Consider the following 15754-nt stretch of genomic DNA (forward strand, 5'->3'; position numbering starts at 1 on the left):
TTTTTGCAAGTGCCCGTAAACTGACGGCGATTATGGTGCTGGCGGTGCTTTGCCCGCCTTTCGATCTCGGCGCGAGCGGCGCCAGAGTTTCCATTGACGCTCCCCGCGCAGCATGGTCGCGTTCATGGGGCGCTGCAAAAATGGCAGATCGATTGAGAGCAAGAGCAGACCGAACGGCAGCATCCAGATGCCGAAAAACGGAAGGATGGCGAGCAGGCCGCCGACACACAAAAGGATGCCGAGCGGAATACGGATCAGCATCGCCCAAGGCCGACGCAAGAGATAGATCATCAGTGCAAAGCGCGGGAACCGTGCTTCGAGTCGCAAAAACAGGCGTTCAAGGCGGCTGCGCTCTTTGGTCATCACCCATCAAATAATGGGGAAAGCGGTTTTATCAAGGCTTCGGTTCAAAAGAGAAATGGCGGCAATATTGCCGCCATTTCTGACACTTCGTGATGTTGCCCAGCTTATTCGGGAAGCTGATCGTCAACGCCCTGAACATAGAAATTCATGCTCAGAAGCGTGCCGTCGTCGGCAATTTCTCCCTCAGCCAGCCATTCGCTGCCATCCTGACGGGCGATCGGCCCAGTGAAAGGATGAAGCGTGCCAGAGCGGATTGCTTCTTCGGTTTCTGCAGCCATGGCTGCAACGTCATCCGGCATATTGGTATAGGGCGCCATGGTCAGAATGCCTTCGGGCAACCCGTGCCAGATTTCCGCGCTTTCCCATGTTCCGTCGAGCACAGCCTGCACGCGCTCGATATAGTATGGCGCCCAGCTATCGATGATGGCTGTGAGCTGGGTTTCCGGGCCAGCTTCGATCATATCGAGAGCCTGACCGAAAGCCTTGATGCCACGGGCAGCAGCTTCCTGCATCGGCGCGGTGGAATCTGTGTGCTGGGTCAGAATATCAACGCCCTGATCCATCAGGACCTTGGCCGCATCAGCTTCAGCGCCCGGATCGTACCAGGAATTGACCCAGACTACCCGTAGCGAGAAATCGGGATTGACGGTCTGTGCTCCCAGGATAAAGGCGTTGATACCCTGAACGACTTCGGGGATCGGGAAGGAGGCAATGTAGCCTGCAATACCGGTTTCCGAAATGCTTGCCGCGATCTGGCCCTGAATGTAACGGCCTTCATAAAAGCGCGAATTGTAGGCGGCCATGTTGTCGGCGGTCTTGTAGCCGGTTGCGTGCTCGAATTTTATGTCTGGAAAGCGTTCGGCAACTTCAAGGGTTGGGTCCATGAAGCCGAACGAGGTGGTGAAGATGATATCACAGCCTGAACGGGCAAGGCGTTCGATGGTGCCGGCCGAAGCGGCTTCGCTCACATTTTCGACGAAGGTCGAGGTGACGGCGCCGCCAAAATGCTCTTCCATTTCGAGCCGGGCGAGGTCATGGGCCTGGCTCCAGCCGCCGTCAGTATGTGAACCGACATAGACAAAGCACGCATGGGCCGTGTCCTGCTGCGCAAAGGCAACGGGAGTGAGGGTGAGCGACAGCGCGGTTGCTGCCGCAAGTATGGGGAGAAGTTGTTTCATGATGGTCGTCCTTCCTTTGTTATAAAAGCCCGTTTGATTATTCAAATGCTCGGCCGGTTATCGGTCGGGCACGAAACTCTTGCCCAGCGATGCCGGGGTATTGATCATGGTCAGGCGCCGGTTCTGCGAAATGATCACCAGCACGATGATTGTTGCGACGTAGGGCAGGGCCGAAAGCGCCTGCGATGGTATGGCAATACCGATGGCCTGGGCATGCAACTGTCCGATGGAAACGGCGCCGAAAAGATATGCACCTGCCAGAACCCGCAAGGGCCGCCATGAGGCAAAAACCACAAGCGCCAGTGCGATCCAACCGCGTCCTGCAGTCATGTTTTCTGACCATTGCGGGGTATAGACAAGCGAAAGATGGGCACCGGCAAGTCCCGCACAGGCACCACCGAACAGCACCGCAAGATAGCGATAGCGAATGACCTTGATGCCCAACGCGTGGGCGGAATGATGATTGTCGCCGATCGCGCGCAACGTAAGGCCCTGTCGGGTGCGGAACAGGAACCACATAACCCCCGCTACCAAGGTGATGGAGATGTAAAACAGCACATCGCGACCAAAGAGCAGCGGGCCAATAAAGGGAATGTCGGAGATGCCGGGAATGTAAAGGTTGGGCGGGCGGATACCGGCGCGCCCGACAAAGCCTTCGCCAATCAGGGCAGCAAGACCGAGGCCCAAAATGGTGAGCGCAAGACCGGTCGCATACTGATTGGTTGCAAAGGTCAATACGAGGAACCCGAACAGCAGGGCCATGGCCATACCCAGAAGCACCGCAAATGCGATGCCAAGCAGGGGATTCCCGGTCAGATAGGCCATAACGAACCCGCCGACGGCGCCCATGATCATCATGCCTTCAACGCCCAGATTGAGGACGCCGGAACGCTCGACGACAAGTTCTCCGGTAGCGGCCAGTAGCAGCGGGGTTGCGGCGGTGATGATGGTGAGCAAAATAGCGAGAGTCAGTTCCATGGCTACACCGCCCTTTCGGCCGCGGGTGGTTGTTGCTCGCTGCTTGCGGCGGCCTGTTCTATGCCTTTGGCCGCCGGTTTGCGTGAGAACCGGATGCGGTAATGGATCAGCGTGTCGCAAGCCAGGATATAAAGCAGCAAGGTGCCCTGGAATACGCGCGAGGCCTTGTCGGAAATCTGAAGTGAAATCTGTGCAGCTTCACCCCCGAGATACGTCAGCGCCAGAATCAGACCCGCAGCGATGGCGCCGAGTGGATTGAGGCGGCCAAGAAAGGCAACAATAATTGCTGTAAAGCCGTAGCCGGGGGAAATGATGGGCCGCAATTGTGCGGATGCACCGGCAACCTCAATGATGCCGGCAAGTCCGGCGCAACCGCCAGCGACAAGGAATGAGAAAAAGATCATGCCCTTGGAGGAAAAGCCCGCAAACCTGCCCGCACGCGGGCTGGCACCGATGACCTTTACCTCAAATCCCTTGAGCGTGCGGGACAGCATGAACCACAGCGCAATGGCAACAAGGATGGCGATAACAATACCGAGATTGGCGCGGCCATCCCAGGGCATGATTTCGGGCACGCGCGCATAGGAATGAAAGCGCACGGATTCGGGGAAGTTCATGCCGCCGGGATTGCGCCACGGGCCGCGCACCAGATAATCGAGTATGCGCTCGGCCACATAGACCAGCATCAGGCTGACAAGGATTTCATTTGTGTTGAACCTTGCCTTTAGCAAGGCCGGGATACCCGCCCATAAGGCCCCGCCGGCAACCGCAAAAATGAACATGAGCGGCAGGACCATCGGGTTCTGAAAATCAGTAAAGAGTACCGGGAAAATGGAACCAGCCAGCGCACCCATGATGAACTGGCCTTCAGCGCCGATATTCCAGTTGTTCGACAGATAGCAGATTGAAAGTCCGGCCCCCATCAGGATGAGCGGAGCCGCCTTGATGAGCAGTTCATGGACCGACCATGCTTCGGTCAGTGGCTCGATGAAATAGACGTAAAGGGCAGCGGCCGGATTCTTGCCCATGAGCGAGAACATGATTGCGCCCGTGATGAGCGCAAGGCTCAGTCCGATCAACGGAGAAAGCAGACGCAGTGCGCGCGAGGGATTGTCCCGGCGCAGCAGTTCAACCCGGATCATGGATGCGTCCCCTCTGCCGCAAATATGCCGGACATCTTGAGTCCGATGGCATTGCGATTGGTCTTTGCCACCGACTCGAATTTCGACAGATTGCCCTCGGCAATCGCGGCCATTGTATCGGCGATTTCAAAGAGTTCGTCGAGGTCCTGACTTATGACGAGAATGGCGGCGCCATTTGCGGCAAGATCGATAAGCGTTTGCCGGATACGCGCAGCCGATCCCGCGTCGACGCCCCATGTCGGCTGGTTGACGATGATGACCTTGGGGTCTTCGAGGACTTCTCGCCCGACGATGAATTTTTGCAGGTTGCCGCCCGACAGCGCCTGAGCCGCAGGGTCGGCGGCGCTCTTGCGAACATCGAGTTCCGTCGTGATTTTGTCGAGCAGCGCCTTTGCGGTGCCGCGGCGCAGCAAGGGACCGGCCTTGAGATCGGGATTGACCGAATGGCGGGTCAAGAAGACGTTTTCCGATAACGGCATAGTCGCAACGGTTGCCTGTCCCAGCCGCTCCTCTGAAATAAAAACGGCGCCAATGGCGCGCCTTTTCGAAATGCCCAGTTTTCCGACCGGTTGGCCGAACAGCATCACGTCTTCGGCAGACGGCGCGAGGGTTTCGCCTGAAATGACGTCGAACAGTTCGGTCTGGCCATTGCCTGCGATGCCCGCAATTCCGGCAATCTGGCCAGGATAAAGGTCGAGGCTGACCTCGCGTAGCGGCGTGCCGAAGGTATCGCGCGCCGGCAATGAGAGATTGCGGACCGACAGCAAAGGTTCGCCATGATGGGCAGCATTGGGTTCGTGCCGGATCTGATGAATGTCGGACCCCACCATCATTCGGGCAATCGATGAGGCGGTTTCGTCTTTCGGAATACAGGCGCCGACAACTTTGCCGTGTCGGAGAATGGTGGCGCGCTCGCAAAGGACGCGAACTTCCTCGAGCTTATGAGAGATGTAAAGGATAGCCTTGCCTTCGCTTGAGAGCTTGCGCAGTACGGCAAAGAGTTCTTCGACCTCCTGCGGCGTCAGAACTGAGGTCGGCTCGTCCATTATGATGAGATCGGGTTGCTGGAGCAGGCAGCGGACGATTTCGATGCGCTGGCGCTGGCCGACCGACAGGTCATAGACATGCGATCCTGCCTTGAGCGGAAGACCATATTCGCGCGATACGGTCTCAAGGTCGGTCGAGAGCTTTTTGAACGAGGTTTTCGGCGGAAGCGCTACGGCGATATTTTCCGCAACGGTTAGGGCTTCAAATAGCGAAAAGTGCTGGAACACCATGCCAATGCCCAACTCGCGCGCGTAGGCAGGATTGGGAATTTCAACCTTTTTGCCGCGCCAAAAGATTTCACCTGCGTCTGGCTGCAGGGCACCATAGAGCATTTTGACGAAAGTGGATTTGCCTGCGCCATTCTCACCCAGTAGCGCATGGATTTCTCCAGGGCGGATCGACAGGTCAACTCCGTCATTGGCCTTGAATGAGCCGAACGATTTCGTCAGTCCCCTGAGGGTCAGCAGATCGTCAGGGTTTGCCGTTTGCATGGTGCGCCGATTTTTAGACCAATTGGACAAAAACGAGTATGTCGTCTCGCCGTCCGCCGTGCAAGCGGGATTGGCTAATTCTGACGTTTTTTTAAACGACTTTTCGGGCTGCCTAATATCCAAGCAAGATGATGCGCGTTCGGGGATCTGGAACATTTCTGCATTGTTATGCGTTAAGCGAACGATGGCGCTGATGTGCCGTCGTTTCATTTGTTACTTTTCAGCTAGGGACGACAATAATGACTGACAATAGACCCGGCGATCCGGAAAAGCCCGATCTGACCAAGACCGAAATGCGTCAGGCCAACAGCAGGCGAATGAATCTGCGTGTTTTGATTATTGGTGTCGTCGTCGTAGTTATCGGTTTTGCGTTGGCCATTTGGTACAACACCACCGTAACACCGGAAACGGAAACAACAACACCGGCTGGTGAGACGCTTGAGGATGTGGCTCCTGGTGTGCCGGAAACCGATGCCGATATTGAAAATGGCGCGCTTCCCGTTCCCACCGATGATGCAGTTGTCGAAGGGCCGGCGCCTGAGCCTGTGGAAGAACCGGCTCCTGCCATTGAAGATGCCGATCCTGCGGTCGACGAACCTGAAGCAGCTCCAGAAGAAGAGCCTGTCACTCAATAAGAGCGATAGAGCGCAACAGAGTTGCGCAGGATAAGATCAGCGCGCAAAAGGACGTGCCGATTTTTGATCGGCTCGCCCTCCAAAAGCGCTAAAAGCAATTCCATACTGGCCTCGCCTATTTCAAGGCGGGGTTGTTTCATTGTGGTGAGCGAGGGCGTGACAAAGCTCGCATAGGAAATGTCATCAAAACCCATAACGGAGAAGTCGCGCGGCAGGTCATAGCCGCGCGCGGTCAGCGCGATGATCACGCCCAAGGCTGTTGCGTCATTGACGCAAAAAAAGGCGCTCGGCAACTGATCGCGCACGAACATGCGTTCCACAGCTCCGCGCCCGCTTTCGGTTGTGCCATTGGCTTCAAGGACAAAGCGGGGATCGATTTCCAGTCCCGCCCTGGTTAGTGCTTCGCGATAGCCGCGCTCGCGTAGATTGGCGACGGCGCGGCCGGGGGATTGACCGATAAAGGCGATCTCCCGATGCCCCTGCGAAATCAGGTGATCGACGGCTATGCGCGCGCCTTCCAGATTGTCGACACCGACAAACGGGATGTCGGCGTTAAGCACGGGTTCGTTGACCGCTACCATGGGAGGCAGGCTTTTGGTTGCGCCTGACTGGACGAGGCCGAATGGCAGGTGCCCTGTCAATACGATGATACCGTCGGCTTGGTTCGAGCTGATAAAACGCAGATAGTCTGTTTCGCGCGCCGGATCGTTTTGCGTGTTGCCGATCAGAATGCCGTAGCCGCGTTTTGACGCCTCGGTTTCCAGGCCCACGAGAATATTGGAGAAGTTGGGATCGCCAACGTCGGGGGCGAGGATCAGGATCATGTTGGACTTGCGCATGCGCAAGTTTCGCGCCATCGCATTGGTGGTGTATCCGGTTTTGGCAACGGCTTCCAGAACCTTGCGGCGTGTGGAATCTGCGACCTTGGCCGGCTCGTTCAAAGCCCGGCTGACCGTGGCAATGGAGACGCCCGCAATCAGAGCAACATCCTCGATCGTTGCCGGTTTAGCGCTCAAACCTATCCATCTCTCCCCAAAGCTTGATCGCGTGCAGAACGCGCGGGTTCGCTCTTTGTAATTGTTGGTCTTTTGCGAGTCTGATCCGCGGCGACTTTATACACAACGGCAATTATGTAAACCTTTACATGATGCATGAAAAGGTTTACATCGATGGCGGTAGGATTTGGTGAAGGGGCAATAAGCCCCGCCAAGGGGAGGGGATTGCTCGATGGGTGATGCGCCAGCGCATTTGCCGGCACCGCTGTTGAAAGCGAGCCGAATTTCTAAGAGCTTTGGCGAAGTTCCCGTGCTGTTCAGCGTGGATTTTGACCTTTTGCCCGGCGAGGTGCATGCGCTCATCGGGGAAAACGGCGCTGGCAAATCAACACTTATCAAGATTCTTTCCGGGCTTGAGCAGCCGACGTCCGGCACAATCTTTTTCGACGGCGAAGATATTGTGTTGCCTCCCAATGGCGAAGCGGAGGCTCTGGGTATCGTCGTCATCCATCAGGAACTCAACCTAGCCGAACACCTGACCGTAGCCGAGAGCATTTTTCTTGGCCGTGAATGGAAGCGGTTCGGGTTCCTGCGGCGGAATGACATGCATGTCGAAGCCGGAAAAATTCTGGATAGTCTGCATGTTTCCATTGATGTGGATGCGCGCATCAACACGCTTTCGGTCGCCGACAAGCAGATGGTGGAAATCGCTAAGGCCATCAGCCGGGACGCGCGCGTGCTTATCATGGATGAGCCGACTGCCGTTCTGACACCCGCGGAAACGGAACACTTTTTCGCTCAGGTCAAAAGGCTCAAGGATAAGGGCGTTGCCATCATCTTCATTTCGCACAAGCTTGATGAGGTAATGCAGCTTTCCGATCGCATTACGGTTCTGCGCGACGGGCAGTTGATTGCGACCGTGGATGCAGGTGATTTGACCGCCGAATCCATAGCCGAGATGATGGTCGGGCGAGAATTGTCCAATCTCTATCCGCCGAAGAGCGAGCCGGATGTTGACGCGCTGCCGGTACTTGAGGTGGGCAATCTGGTGGCGCCCGGTGTGCGTGATGTGAGTTTTTCGCTGCGCAAGGGCGAAATCCTGGGCTTTGCGGGTTTGATCGGCTCAGGCCGGACGGCGGTCATGGAAGCGGTCGTCGGATTGCAGTCACGTAGCAGCGGGACGATCAGGGTCAACGGCGAGCCCGTCAACTTTCCAACGATTGCCGAAGCCATCCGGGCGGGCCTTGTCTATATGACCAAGGATCGAAAGGGCAAAGGCCTGCTGCTCAATATCGGGCTCCAGCCCAACCTGACATTGCTAACCCTGTACCGGCATATGCGCATGGGGTTTTTACGCGAATCCAGCGAAGTGGAAGCCATGGAGCGTGCGACGCGCCGCTTCGACATTCGTGCGCGGGACGCATCGGTCAAGGTGGGGCAACTCTCGGGCGGCAATCAGCAGAAGCTCATGCTGGGCAAAGCCATGGAATCCGAGCCCGAAATTGTCATCATCGATGAGCCGACCCGTGGCATCGATGTCGGCACCAAACAGCAAATTTATCACATCATCGCCGCGCTTGCCAAAGAGGGCAAGTCGATCATCGTGGTTTCCTCGGAAATGCAGGAGGTGATCGGGCTTTCCCATAGGGTTGCCGTCATGCGCGAGGGACGGGTTACAGGAATTCTTGAAGGCGCTGAAATCACCGAGGGAGAGATCATGAAATATGCCGCTGGGCTTAAGGGAGAGAAAAGCGATGACCGTGCAAGCGCATGAGGGGGTAAAGCCCGCCAAGCGGCGTTTTCATATCGATCTGCATACGATGGGGCCACTGCTGGCGTTGATTGCGCTTTGTGTCTTCGGCTTCCTGCTCAATCCGGCTTTCATTTCCGAGGGTAATGTTACCAACCTGCTCACACGCTCGGCCTTTATCGGGATCATTGCGGTGGGGGCGACCTTTGTCATTACCGCCGGTGGTATCGATCTTTCTGTGGGTTCCATGGCTGCCGTGATTTCGGGCGTGATGATCATTGTCATGAACAATGCCATCGATACGGTTGGCATCGGGGTGCAGACGGTTCTGATCGGATGCCTCGTTTCGGTACTGCTCGGACTTGCCGCCGGATTTCTCAACGGCTTCATGACCACCAAAGGCAAGATCGAAGCCTTCATTGTGACATTGGGCACAATGGGCATCTATCGCTCTCTAGTGACCTATTTCGCCGATGGCGGTACGCTGTCGCTGGCTTTCGATATTCGCGATGTCTATCGTCCGGTTTATTACGGCAACATTTTCGGCATACCCATTCCGGTGCTGGCCTTTGCGCTGGTGGCGATTGTGGGCTGGATCGTCCTTAACCGGACGGCGTTCGGGCGCTATTGCATGGCGATCGGGTCCAACGAGACCGTTGCGCGATATTCGGCGATCAAGGTCGACCGCGTAAGAACCCTGACCTACGTCATTCAGGGGCTTTGCGTGTCGGTGGCAACGATCATCTATGTGCCGCGATTGGGTTCGGCATCGTCATCGACCGGTGTGCTTTGGGAACTCGAGGCGATCGCTGCGGTGATTATCGGCGGGACGATGCTCAAGGGCGGTTATGGCCGGATCGGGGGCACGGTGATCGGTGCGATCATGCTGACTACAATCGGCAATATCCTGAACCTGACTGACGTGATCTCCAATTATCTCAACGGGGCGGTGCAAGGGGTCATCATCATTGCAGCGGTTTGGTTGCAGCGTGGCAATCTCATCAAGCTGGGGTTTTTCCGGCGCGCCAAAAACTGAATTCCACAGCGTCCGGGGGACCGGCGGGGTGGCGACAAGCATCCACACGAGAGTTGTGCGATCTTAAACCTGAGGAGGACTATCTATGCCAATCAAGAAAACACTGGCCGCGTTGGCGGTAGGGGCCATGATGGCCGTCAGCCCTGCGGCTCTGGCGCAGACCATCGGGGTTTCCATTCCGGCAGCAACCCACGGCTGGACAGGCGGGCTTAACTGGCACGCTGCACAAGCCCAAGCGCGCTTGCAGGAACTGTATCCCGACATCAACATCATTCTGGTGACTGCCGACGGTCCGGCCCAGCAGGCAAACGACCTGGAAGATCTCGTGTCGATTCACAATATCGATGCGCTGGTCGTGCTGCCCTTTGAATCCGAGCCGCTTACCGATCCGGTACGGCAGGTCAAGGAATCAGGCGTGTTCGTAACCGTCGTTGATCGCGGGCTTGCCCAGGAAGGCATCGAGGATGTCTATGTGGCGGGCAACAATCCCGAACTGGGCCGCGTTTCGGGCGAATATTTCCTGACCCGCCTGGGCGATGGCGACAATATTGTCATTTTGCGCGGTATTCCCACCACCATCGACGATGAGCGCTTCAATGCCTTCCTCGAAACCATCGAAGGCTCGGGCATCAATGTGCTCGACCATGCCCACGCCAACTGGAACCGTGACGATGGGTTCGAAGTCATGCAGGACTTCCTTTCGCGCTTTCCTCGGATCGATGGCGTGTGGGCACAGGATGACGACATTGCGTTGGGCGTAATCGAAGCCATCCGGCAGGCCGATCGTGTGGATGAAATGTTCGTGGTTGGCGGCGCCGGCATGAAGGAGGTGATCGCGATGGTCATGCAGGGCTCCGAACTGATCCCGGTCAACGTGCTTTATCCACCCGCAATGATCGCAACGGCAATGGACGTGACCGTTTCTCATTTCAAGTCCAACGGACCCGTAACCGGTGAATACATTCTGGGCGCGCCGCTGATTACCCCGGAGAATGCCGAGCAATACTACTTCCCCGATTCTCCGTTCTGATCGGACAAACCAAATCGACCTTGTGACCTCCCATCACAAGCCAACTGGAGGCGGCTCGCATCTGAGCCGCCTTTTTTGTTGCTTAGGTGATGTAACCGGTTTAACAGGTTACATTGAAATCGAAATGTGAATGTCAAATGCGTTGGCCACCCCGATTTGCCTTTGTAGGCAATTGTCTCGCGCTCGACTTCGCCCAGACCGGCGGGGAGGGATTTCGCGCGCGGTGGGAAAGCTGGCATAAGCCATCCGATCTCGCGGACTGGGCGGAATTGGCGCCCGACCTTTGTATTCGTCCCCAAACCAACTCTCGGGATTTGGCCCAAGCGCGGGTTTTGCGCGAGGCAATATGGGCGGTGGCCCGCAGTATGGTCGAGGGGCGCGACATAGCCGGCGATGCGATCGAGGTTATTCAGAAAGTCGCCGCACAGCCTGATATTCCTCCAGTCTGGCGCGATGGACGCCGGTTGCTTTCTGACGCCATAGGCTTCGATGCAGTCATGTCGAGCGTGGCGCGCGACGCCCTGACGCTTTTTGGCACACCGCTCGCCGAGCGCCTTCGCGAATGTGAAAATCCCCAGTGTCAATTGATGTTTGTGGACCGTTCGCGCCCCGGCAAACGGCAATGGTGTTCGATGAACCGGTGCGGAAATCTTATCAAGGTGGCGCGCCACCGGTCGAAACAGAAGGAGAAACGCGATGACCGTTCAGCATTTGAATCCTGATGGATTGCATAAGAACCCCGCTTTCTCGCAAGGCGTCGTTGTGCCGGCCGATGCGCGAATGGTTCTGATCGGCGGGCAGAATGCCGTTGATGCGCAAGGCAATATTGTCGGGAAAGGCGATATTGCGCAGCAGACAAGCAAGGCGCTGGGAAACCTTCTGATTGTTCTTGAAGCGGCAGGCGGGCGGTTGGAGGATCTGGTCAAGGTAACGGTGGTCATCGCGCAGGACGAGGATTTACAGGCTGCGTTCCGCGTATGGATGGATTTTTGGGGGGAGCGGAACAATCCGCCGACTGTCAAGGTATTGCGCGTTGCCGGGTTTGCGCATCCTGATTTTCTGATCGAGATCGAAGCGCTGGCGGTGCTGCAATGAATTCTGTTTCGGGGTTGCAACGGACTCAACAGCCCATGCCAGAATTCGTTCTGCAGGCGTTGATCCGCAATGACCTGATGGCCGCCTATGAGAAGCGGCCACCGTATCAGCGAAACGATTATCTGCTCTGGATCAACACGGCCAAGCGTGAAGAGACCAAGAAAAAGCGCCTCGCCCAGATGCTCGACGAACTGGCCCGAGGTCATGTTTACATGCGCATGAAATGGACCGACAAAAAGTCTTGACCGGATTATCCCGGTTACGAAAACACTGCGCGTAGCCAGGGAAACAGCGGCACCCGCGAGGTCAGAGGAACCTTGGGCAACATGTTCTTTTTCACCGGGGGTGGCGGGACCTTTTTTGTAGTCGAGCCAAGATCAGAGCCGGTTCCGCTATCGCTGGCCAGTGCCTGCAGGAAACTTTCTGCCCAATCGTCGACATTATGCACCATTGCTGCGTCCATAAGATTGCGCCAGCGCCGCTTGCGCTCATCCAGAGGCATGACCAGCGCTTGACGCATGGCTTCAGCCGTTTCGTCGGTGTCGAAGGGGTTGATAAGCAGCGCATCGTGGAAGATCTCCGCTGCGCCGGCAAAGCGCGAAAGCACGAGTACGCCTGGGTCCTCGGGATCTTGAGAGGCAACATACTCATGGGCGACAAGGTTCATCCCGTCACGCAAGGGAGTGACCAGCCCGACTCGAGCCAATCGGTAGAGCCCTGCCAGCGAAGCCTGCGCATAGGCACGTCTGACATAGGTGAGCGGGGTCCAGTCAGGTTCTGCGAACCGACCGATGACCCGTCCTACGGCGCTGTCCAGCTCGTCGGAAATCTGCTGATATTCCTTGATCGTGTCGCGAGAAGGGGGCGCGATCTGGAGCATATGGACTGTGCGGCGCAGCGTGGCATTGTTTTCAAGTAATTTTTCATAAGCCGCGATCCGCTGCGGCAAGCCCTTGGAATAGTCGAGCCTGTCCACTCCGAGTACCAGTGCGCGGCTGTTCATCGCGCTGGCTACGCGCTTGTACATCTTCTGGGCATTGGGACTTTTTGCCAATGCGGCAAAGGCGTCCGGATCAGAACCGATGGGGAAGGCATCGATCTGGGTGTCGCCCAGTTCCACAGTGACCGGCTTTCCGCCCGCCTCCAGGAACATCTCCTCATGGGCTAGGAATTCGTTGAAGGCCGCGACATCGCGATGGGCCTGAAAGCCCACCAGATCGTATTTCACCAGATCGTCGAGCAGTTCCTCGCGATGGGGAATGGCGTGCAGTGCGTCGGGAGTAGGAAAGGGGATATGGAGGTAAAAGCCGATGCGGTTGCGTATGTTGCGGCGGCGCAATTCCGCTGCCAGCGGGATCAGATGATAATCATGCACCCAGATGATGTCGTCGGGTTCAATATGTTCGACCAGCGCATCGGCAAATTGCGCATTAACCCGGCGATAGCCCTCGTACCAGTGAGACTGAATGTCGGTAAGGTCGAGCCGAAGATGAAAAGCAGGCCAAAGTATCGAGTTTGAAAACCCGGCATAATAGGCTTTGTGATCGGCACGGGTGAGATCGACCGACCCAACCCTCAGGCCGTCGATGGTTTCAAATTTGGCAGAACGCGAAGGCTGTTCGGAAAAGTTGCCGGACCAGCCAAACCAGAAACCGTCACGGGCGGAAAGGGTTTTCTTGAGTGCCACTGCTAGCCCGCCAGCGGCGGGCGTCTTACTGGGTGTCCTGTTAGACACGATTATCAGTTTGCTCATCTGGGAATGCCTTGTTGCTGGCCTTCCGGCTTGGCCGGACGCGAGGTTAGACCGGTCTGCAACTGAGGCACCCGGTCGAGAAAATCGTAAACCGCATTCACATCGGGCAGGGAAAAGCGGGCGGTTGTTGGTCCCGGTCCAATCTTGATACCGGCGCCATTCATGGATTGGACGGCGTTGAAACCGTCTTCGTCAGTGACATCGTCGCCAATAAAAATGGGTGTTCGCCCGACAAAAGGTTCAAGCTCCATAAGGGCAGCAACTGCGGCACCCTTGTCGATGCCTTTGGGACGCGCCTCGACAACCTTCTTGCCTTCGATAAAGTGGAAGTCCTTAAAACCTGCGATTATGTCCGACATGGCGCTATGGGCTTCATCGCGCCGCTCCGGCGCAGCGCGGTAGTGGAGCGCAACGCCCGCGGGCTTTATCTCTATCAGGATACGGTCATCGTTTCCCATCGCCGAGCGAAGGCCGGCAGCGATGCTTTGCGCAGCGGCGCCAAGCGCGGCGTCGGGTTCGCGAATCTTTCCGGCGTGGCGACATTCGGCACCGTGACTGCCGGAGATCGTAAAGATGCGGGCTGAGAGAAAGGCGTCGATGTCAGCGATGGTGCGTCCGGTTACGATGGCAAAGGCACCGGAAAGAGCTGCATCAAGGGCTTTCAGCCGTGCAGTGAGATGGGACGGCACATGCACGGCGCCTGGACTTTCGGCAATTTCAACGAGCGTACCGTCGAAATCGGTGAAAATTGCCAACGGGCTTGAGCACGCAGACAGGATGGCCGAACTGGGGTCTGTCATATCCTCTTTTGGGTTAAGTTGCGAAACACTCCTTAGAGTTAAAATGCCAAGCGCATCCCATTGGTTCCAGATTGCGGGTGGGGCGCTCAAGCTAAAACCTTGTTGAGAGCATTATGGCAAAGCGCGCCAATTTTCCCAAGGGCATGGGGCGCATAGCGGGGTATCGGTTCGCGCATACAAGAGAAGCCGCACGTTGTTTCGCGCGGCTTCCATAATCAGGGCATGAGCTATGCCTTAGCGGTCTATGACTGTTGCGGACAGCGTATTGCTGCAAGCGGCGGCGTTGCCGACAACGCTTTCAACGCAGAATTCGGCTGTCATTGAAAATTCAGCCGTATCGGGCTGCGAGCCATTGACCTGGGTAATCGCCAACACGACAACGACCAGGCTTGCGACCAAGGCAGTCATGCTGACTAAACGCTGTGCGTTCATAATGGTGGCCTCCCCGCACGTGGTTTGAGACATCAACAAACATTGACGAAACATTAACGCCGCGAATGTCCGAGGATGCGCTAAATATTAACGATTGGCAAGGGCGGGCCAAAGTAGTGGAAAAAGGGAGAGAGCGCCAATGGACGGCGGCGCTCTCTCCAGATGAAAGGCGGGGCCAGGACGCACAGTCCACATCGCCTTTCGCAATCGCAGTTCGGGAGGAAAACCGCGATCTTTGTGTGCCCTTTTGGGGGGCGAAGAAAGCGGGAGGAATGGTGTAAATACGACCATTGGGGGGACGTATTCAGGAGCGCATTCCTCCCTATCGGGCCCAGCCGGGGACGCGGTGGCTAGGCCCGAATAGGCCAGGTGAGCGTTTCGCGCACCCAGTAACTTGTCAGATGTGCCATTTCGGCGCGATACGCCTCTGAATCAGCGAGGCGCTCGAACACAGCTCTGGCGCCGGCCGAAATCAGGGCGTTTCGCAGTTCCCCATCAAGGCTTGGCGCAATTGCAACGACGGGCACATCGGCCTCGTCGGCAATATCGCGGATGCTGGCGATGAATTCTTCCGTGGCAGCCGAATGGGCCTTCAGATCGACGATGATCATGTCCGGCTTGCGTTCAGGAGCACCAAACAGAAGCGCCTTTACGGTCTTTCCGGCCCGCTTCGCAGGTCCAATCCAGACCAGACGCGCAGGGGTTGCCGCTTCATGAAGCGTGCGGCGCAACAGGCGCGCAGAATGCACATGGTCATCGACCAGCACAAATGTCGGCAAGTTTGCTGCGCTGTTGCTCATGACCTCTTTCCAGCATTCAAAGAGCCGCGCAGGCCAGCCTTGGACGGCCAGTTCCGGTGCCCTCAATGTTTCATTAAATCCGGTTGCTTACGCGACGCCCTCCGCCAAGGTCGAGCGCGTATGTGATATTGCCCGAATTCCGTTAGCAACGGTTCGGGCGTAGTATCTGAGCGCCATATGGATGAAAGTGTGACGAGCTACCATGTTAGTTGGCGTAAACCTGTGTAAA

General features: G+C 56.8%; 17 protein-coding genes. 7 read left to right on the top strand and 10 right to left on the bottom strand.

Annotated features, from left to right (window positions below):
• Positions 1-30: 30 nt before the first annotated feature.
• The 5 genes from EO133_RS11575 to EO133_RS11595 form a co-directional block, all read right to left on the bottom strand.
• On the bottom strand, positions 31-363 hold the full coding sequence (locus tag EO133_RS11575; RefSeq protein ID WP_206513509.1) for a hypothetical protein: 333 nt from the start codon (positions 361-363) through the stop codon (positions 31-33).
• 104 nt (positions 364-467) lie between these two features.
• Positions 468-1541, bottom strand: coding sequence for a BMP family ABC transporter substrate-binding protein (locus tag EO133_RS11580; protein WP_127072797.1), 1074 nt, complete (start codon positions 1539-1541; stop codon positions 468-470).
• Between the two features lie 57 nt (positions 1542-1598).
• Positions 1599-2519, bottom strand: a complete 921-nt coding sequence (locus EO133_RS11585) for an ABC transporter permease (protein ID WP_127072798.1) — start codon at positions 2517-2519, stop codon at positions 1599-1601.
• A 2-nt stretch (positions 2520-2521) separates the two neighbouring features.
• Positions 2522-3661: an ABC transporter permease gene (locus tag EO133_RS11590; protein WP_127072799.1), complete on the bottom strand. Its 1140-nt coding sequence runs from the start codon at positions 3659-3661 to the stop codon at positions 2522-2524.
• Positions 3658-5199: an ABC transporter ATP-binding protein gene (locus EO133_RS11595; RefSeq protein ID WP_127072800.1), complete on the bottom strand. Its 1542-nt coding sequence runs from the start codon at positions 5197-5199 to the stop codon at positions 3658-3660. The genes EO133_RS11590 and EO133_RS11595 overlap by 4 nt, the downstream gene beginning before the upstream one ends.
• A gap of 239 nt (positions 5200-5438) precedes the next feature.
• Here EO133_RS11595 and EO133_RS11600 point away from each other — a divergent pair, with 239 nt between their 5' ends.
• Entirely contained in the window at positions 5439-5834 is a 396-nt protein-coding gene (locus EO133_RS11600) for a hypothetical protein (RefSeq protein WP_127072801.1), read from the top strand.
• Here EO133_RS11600 and EO133_RS11605 read toward each other — a convergent pair.
• Positions 5828-6850, bottom strand: coding sequence for a LacI family DNA-binding transcriptional regulator (locus EO133_RS11605; protein ID WP_127072802.1), 1023 nt, complete (start codon positions 6848-6850; stop codon positions 5828-5830). The genes EO133_RS11600 and EO133_RS11605 overlap by 7 nt on opposite strands.
• 211 nt (positions 6851-7061) lie before the next feature.
• Here EO133_RS11605 and EO133_RS11610 point away from each other — a divergent pair, with 211 nt between their 5' ends.
• The 6 genes from EO133_RS11610 to EO133_RS11635 all read left to right on the top strand — a co-directional run bounded on the left by EO133_RS11610 (position 7062) and on the right by EO133_RS11635 (position 11985).
• Positions 7062-8603 (top strand): sugar ABC transporter ATP-binding protein, encoded by a 1542-nt coding sequence (locus EO133_RS11610; protein WP_127072803.1) that lies wholly within the window; start codon positions 7062-7064, stop codon positions 8601-8603.
• Complete coding sequence (locus EO133_RS11615) at positions 8584-9615, top strand: ABC transporter permease (RefSeq protein ID WP_127072804.1); 1032 nt, start codon at positions 8584-8586, stop codon at positions 9613-9615. The genes EO133_RS11610 and EO133_RS11615 overlap by 20 nt, the downstream gene beginning before the upstream one ends.
• An 85-nt stretch (positions 9616-9700) precedes the next feature.
• The gene (locus EO133_RS11620; protein ID WP_127072805.1) at positions 9701-10645 is read left to right on the top strand and encodes a substrate-binding domain-containing protein; all 945 of its coding nucleotides are present in this window, start codon (positions 9701-9703) and stop codon (positions 10643-10645) included.
• Between the two features lie 137 nt (positions 10646-10782).
• Positions 10783-11367: a CGNR zinc finger domain-containing protein gene (locus EO133_RS11625; protein ID WP_127072806.1), complete on the top strand. Its 585-nt coding sequence runs from the start codon at positions 10783-10785 to the stop codon at positions 11365-11367.
• Positions 11342-11740 carry a RidA family protein gene (locus EO133_RS11630; protein WP_127072807.1) on the top strand — a complete coding sequence of 133 codons (399 nt, stop codon included), beginning with the start codon at positions 11342-11344 and terminating at the stop codon, positions 11738-11740. Before EO133_RS11625 ends, EO133_RS11630 begins: the two co-directional genes overlap by 26 nt.
• Positions 11741-11775: 35 nt before the next feature.
• On the top strand, positions 11776-11985 hold the full coding sequence (locus EO133_RS11635; protein ID WP_206513510.1) for a YdeI/OmpD-associated family protein: 210 nt from the start codon (positions 11776-11778) through the stop codon (positions 11983-11985).
• A gap of 14 nt (positions 11986-11999) precedes the next feature.
• Here the strand turns inward: EO133_RS11635 and EO133_RS11640 are convergent, their stop codons facing one another.
• The 4 genes from EO133_RS11640 to EO133_RS11655 all read right to left on the bottom strand — a co-directional run bounded on the left by EO133_RS11640 (position 12000) and on the right by EO133_RS11655 (position 15525).
• Positions 12000-13493: an alpha,alpha-trehalose-phosphate synthase (UDP-forming) gene (locus EO133_RS11640; RefSeq protein WP_127072809.1), complete on the bottom strand. Its 1494-nt coding sequence runs from the start codon at positions 13491-13493 to the stop codon at positions 12000-12002.
• Entirely contained in the window at positions 13490-14293 is an 804-nt protein-coding gene (gene otsB, locus EO133_RS11645; RefSeq protein ID WP_127072810.1) for a trehalose-phosphatase, read from the bottom strand. Before otsB ends, EO133_RS11640 begins: the two co-directional genes overlap by 4 nt.
• 234 nt (positions 14294-14527) lie before the next feature.
• On the bottom strand, positions 14528-14725 hold the full coding sequence (locus EO133_RS11650) for a hypothetical protein (RefSeq protein ID WP_127072811.1): 198 nt from the start codon (positions 14723-14725) through the stop codon (positions 14528-14530).
• Positions 14726-15075: 350 nt separating this feature from the next.
• Entirely contained in the window at positions 15076-15525 is a 450-nt protein-coding gene (locus EO133_RS11655; protein WP_127072812.1) for a response regulator, read from the bottom strand.
• Positions 15526-15754 lie beyond the last annotated feature (229 nt).

Origin of the sequence: Pelagibacterium lentulum, assembly GCF_003992625.1 — a bacterium.
Taxonomy (GTDB): Bacteria; Pseudomonadota; Alphaproteobacteria; order Rhizobiales; family Devosiaceae; genus Pelagibacterium; species Pelagibacterium lentulum.

Excerpts from the sequence above, each read along its gene's own strand:
- EO133_RS11600 (WP_127072801.1), top strand. The coding sequence starts at position 5,439 with ATGACTGACAATAGACCCGGCGATCCGGAAAAGCCCGATCTGACCAAG.
- EO133_RS11580 (WP_127072797.1), bottom strand. The coding sequence starts at position 1,541 with ATGAAACAACTTCTCCCCATACTTGCGGCAGCAACCGCGCTGTCGCTC.
- EO133_RS11615 (WP_127072804.1), top strand. The coding sequence starts at position 8,584 with ATGACCGTGCAAGCGCATGAGGGGGTAAAGCCCGCCAAGCGGCGTTTT.
- EO133_RS11625 (WP_127072806.1), top strand. The coding sequence starts at position 10,783 with ATGCGTTGGCCACCCCGATTTGCCTTTGTAGGCAATTGTCTCGCGCTC.
- EO133_RS11650 (WP_127072811.1), bottom strand. The coding sequence starts at position 14,725 with ATGAACGCACAGCGTTTAGTCAGCATGACTGCCTTGGTCGCAAGCCTG.
- EO133_RS11595 (WP_127072800.1), bottom strand. The coding sequence starts at position 5,199 with ATGCAAACGGCAAACCCTGACGATCTGCTGACCCTCAGGGGACTGACG.
- EO133_RS11590 (WP_127072799.1), bottom strand. The coding sequence starts at position 3,661 with ATGATCCGGGTTGAACTGCTGCGCCGGGACAATCCCTCGCGCGCACTG.
- EO133_RS11655 (WP_127072812.1), bottom strand. The coding sequence starts at position 15,525 with ATGAGCAACAGCGCAGCAAACTTGCCGACATTTGTGCTGGTCGATGAC.
- EO133_RS11610 (WP_127072803.1), top strand. The coding sequence starts at position 7,062 with ATGGGTGATGCGCCAGCGCATTTGCCGGCACCGCTGTTGAAAGCGAGC.
- EO133_RS11620 (WP_127072805.1), top strand. The coding sequence starts at position 9,701 with ATGCCAATCAAGAAAACACTGGCCGCGTTGGCGGTAGGGGCCATGATG.
- EO133_RS11635 (WP_206513510.1), top strand. The coding sequence starts at position 11,776 with ATGCCAGAATTCGTTCTGCAGGCGTTGATCCGCAATGACCTGATGGCC.
- otsB (WP_127072810.1), bottom strand. The coding sequence starts at position 14,293 with ATGACAGACCCCAGTTCGGCCATCCTGTCTGCGTGCTCAAGCCCGTTG.
- EO133_RS11640 (WP_127072809.1), bottom strand. The coding sequence starts at position 13,493 with ATGAGCAAACTGATAATCGTGTCTAACAGGACACCCAGTAAGACGCCC.
- EO133_RS11630 (WP_127072807.1), top strand. The coding sequence starts at position 11,342 with ATGACCGTTCAGCATTTGAATCCTGATGGATTGCATAAGAACCCCGCT.
- EO133_RS11585 (WP_127072798.1), bottom strand. The coding sequence starts at position 2,519 with ATGGAACTGACTCTCGCTATTTTGCTCACCATCATCACCGCCGCAACC.
- EO133_RS11575 (WP_206513509.1), bottom strand. The coding sequence starts at position 363 with ATGACCAAAGAGCGCAGCCGCCTTGAACGCCTGTTTTTGCGACTCGAA.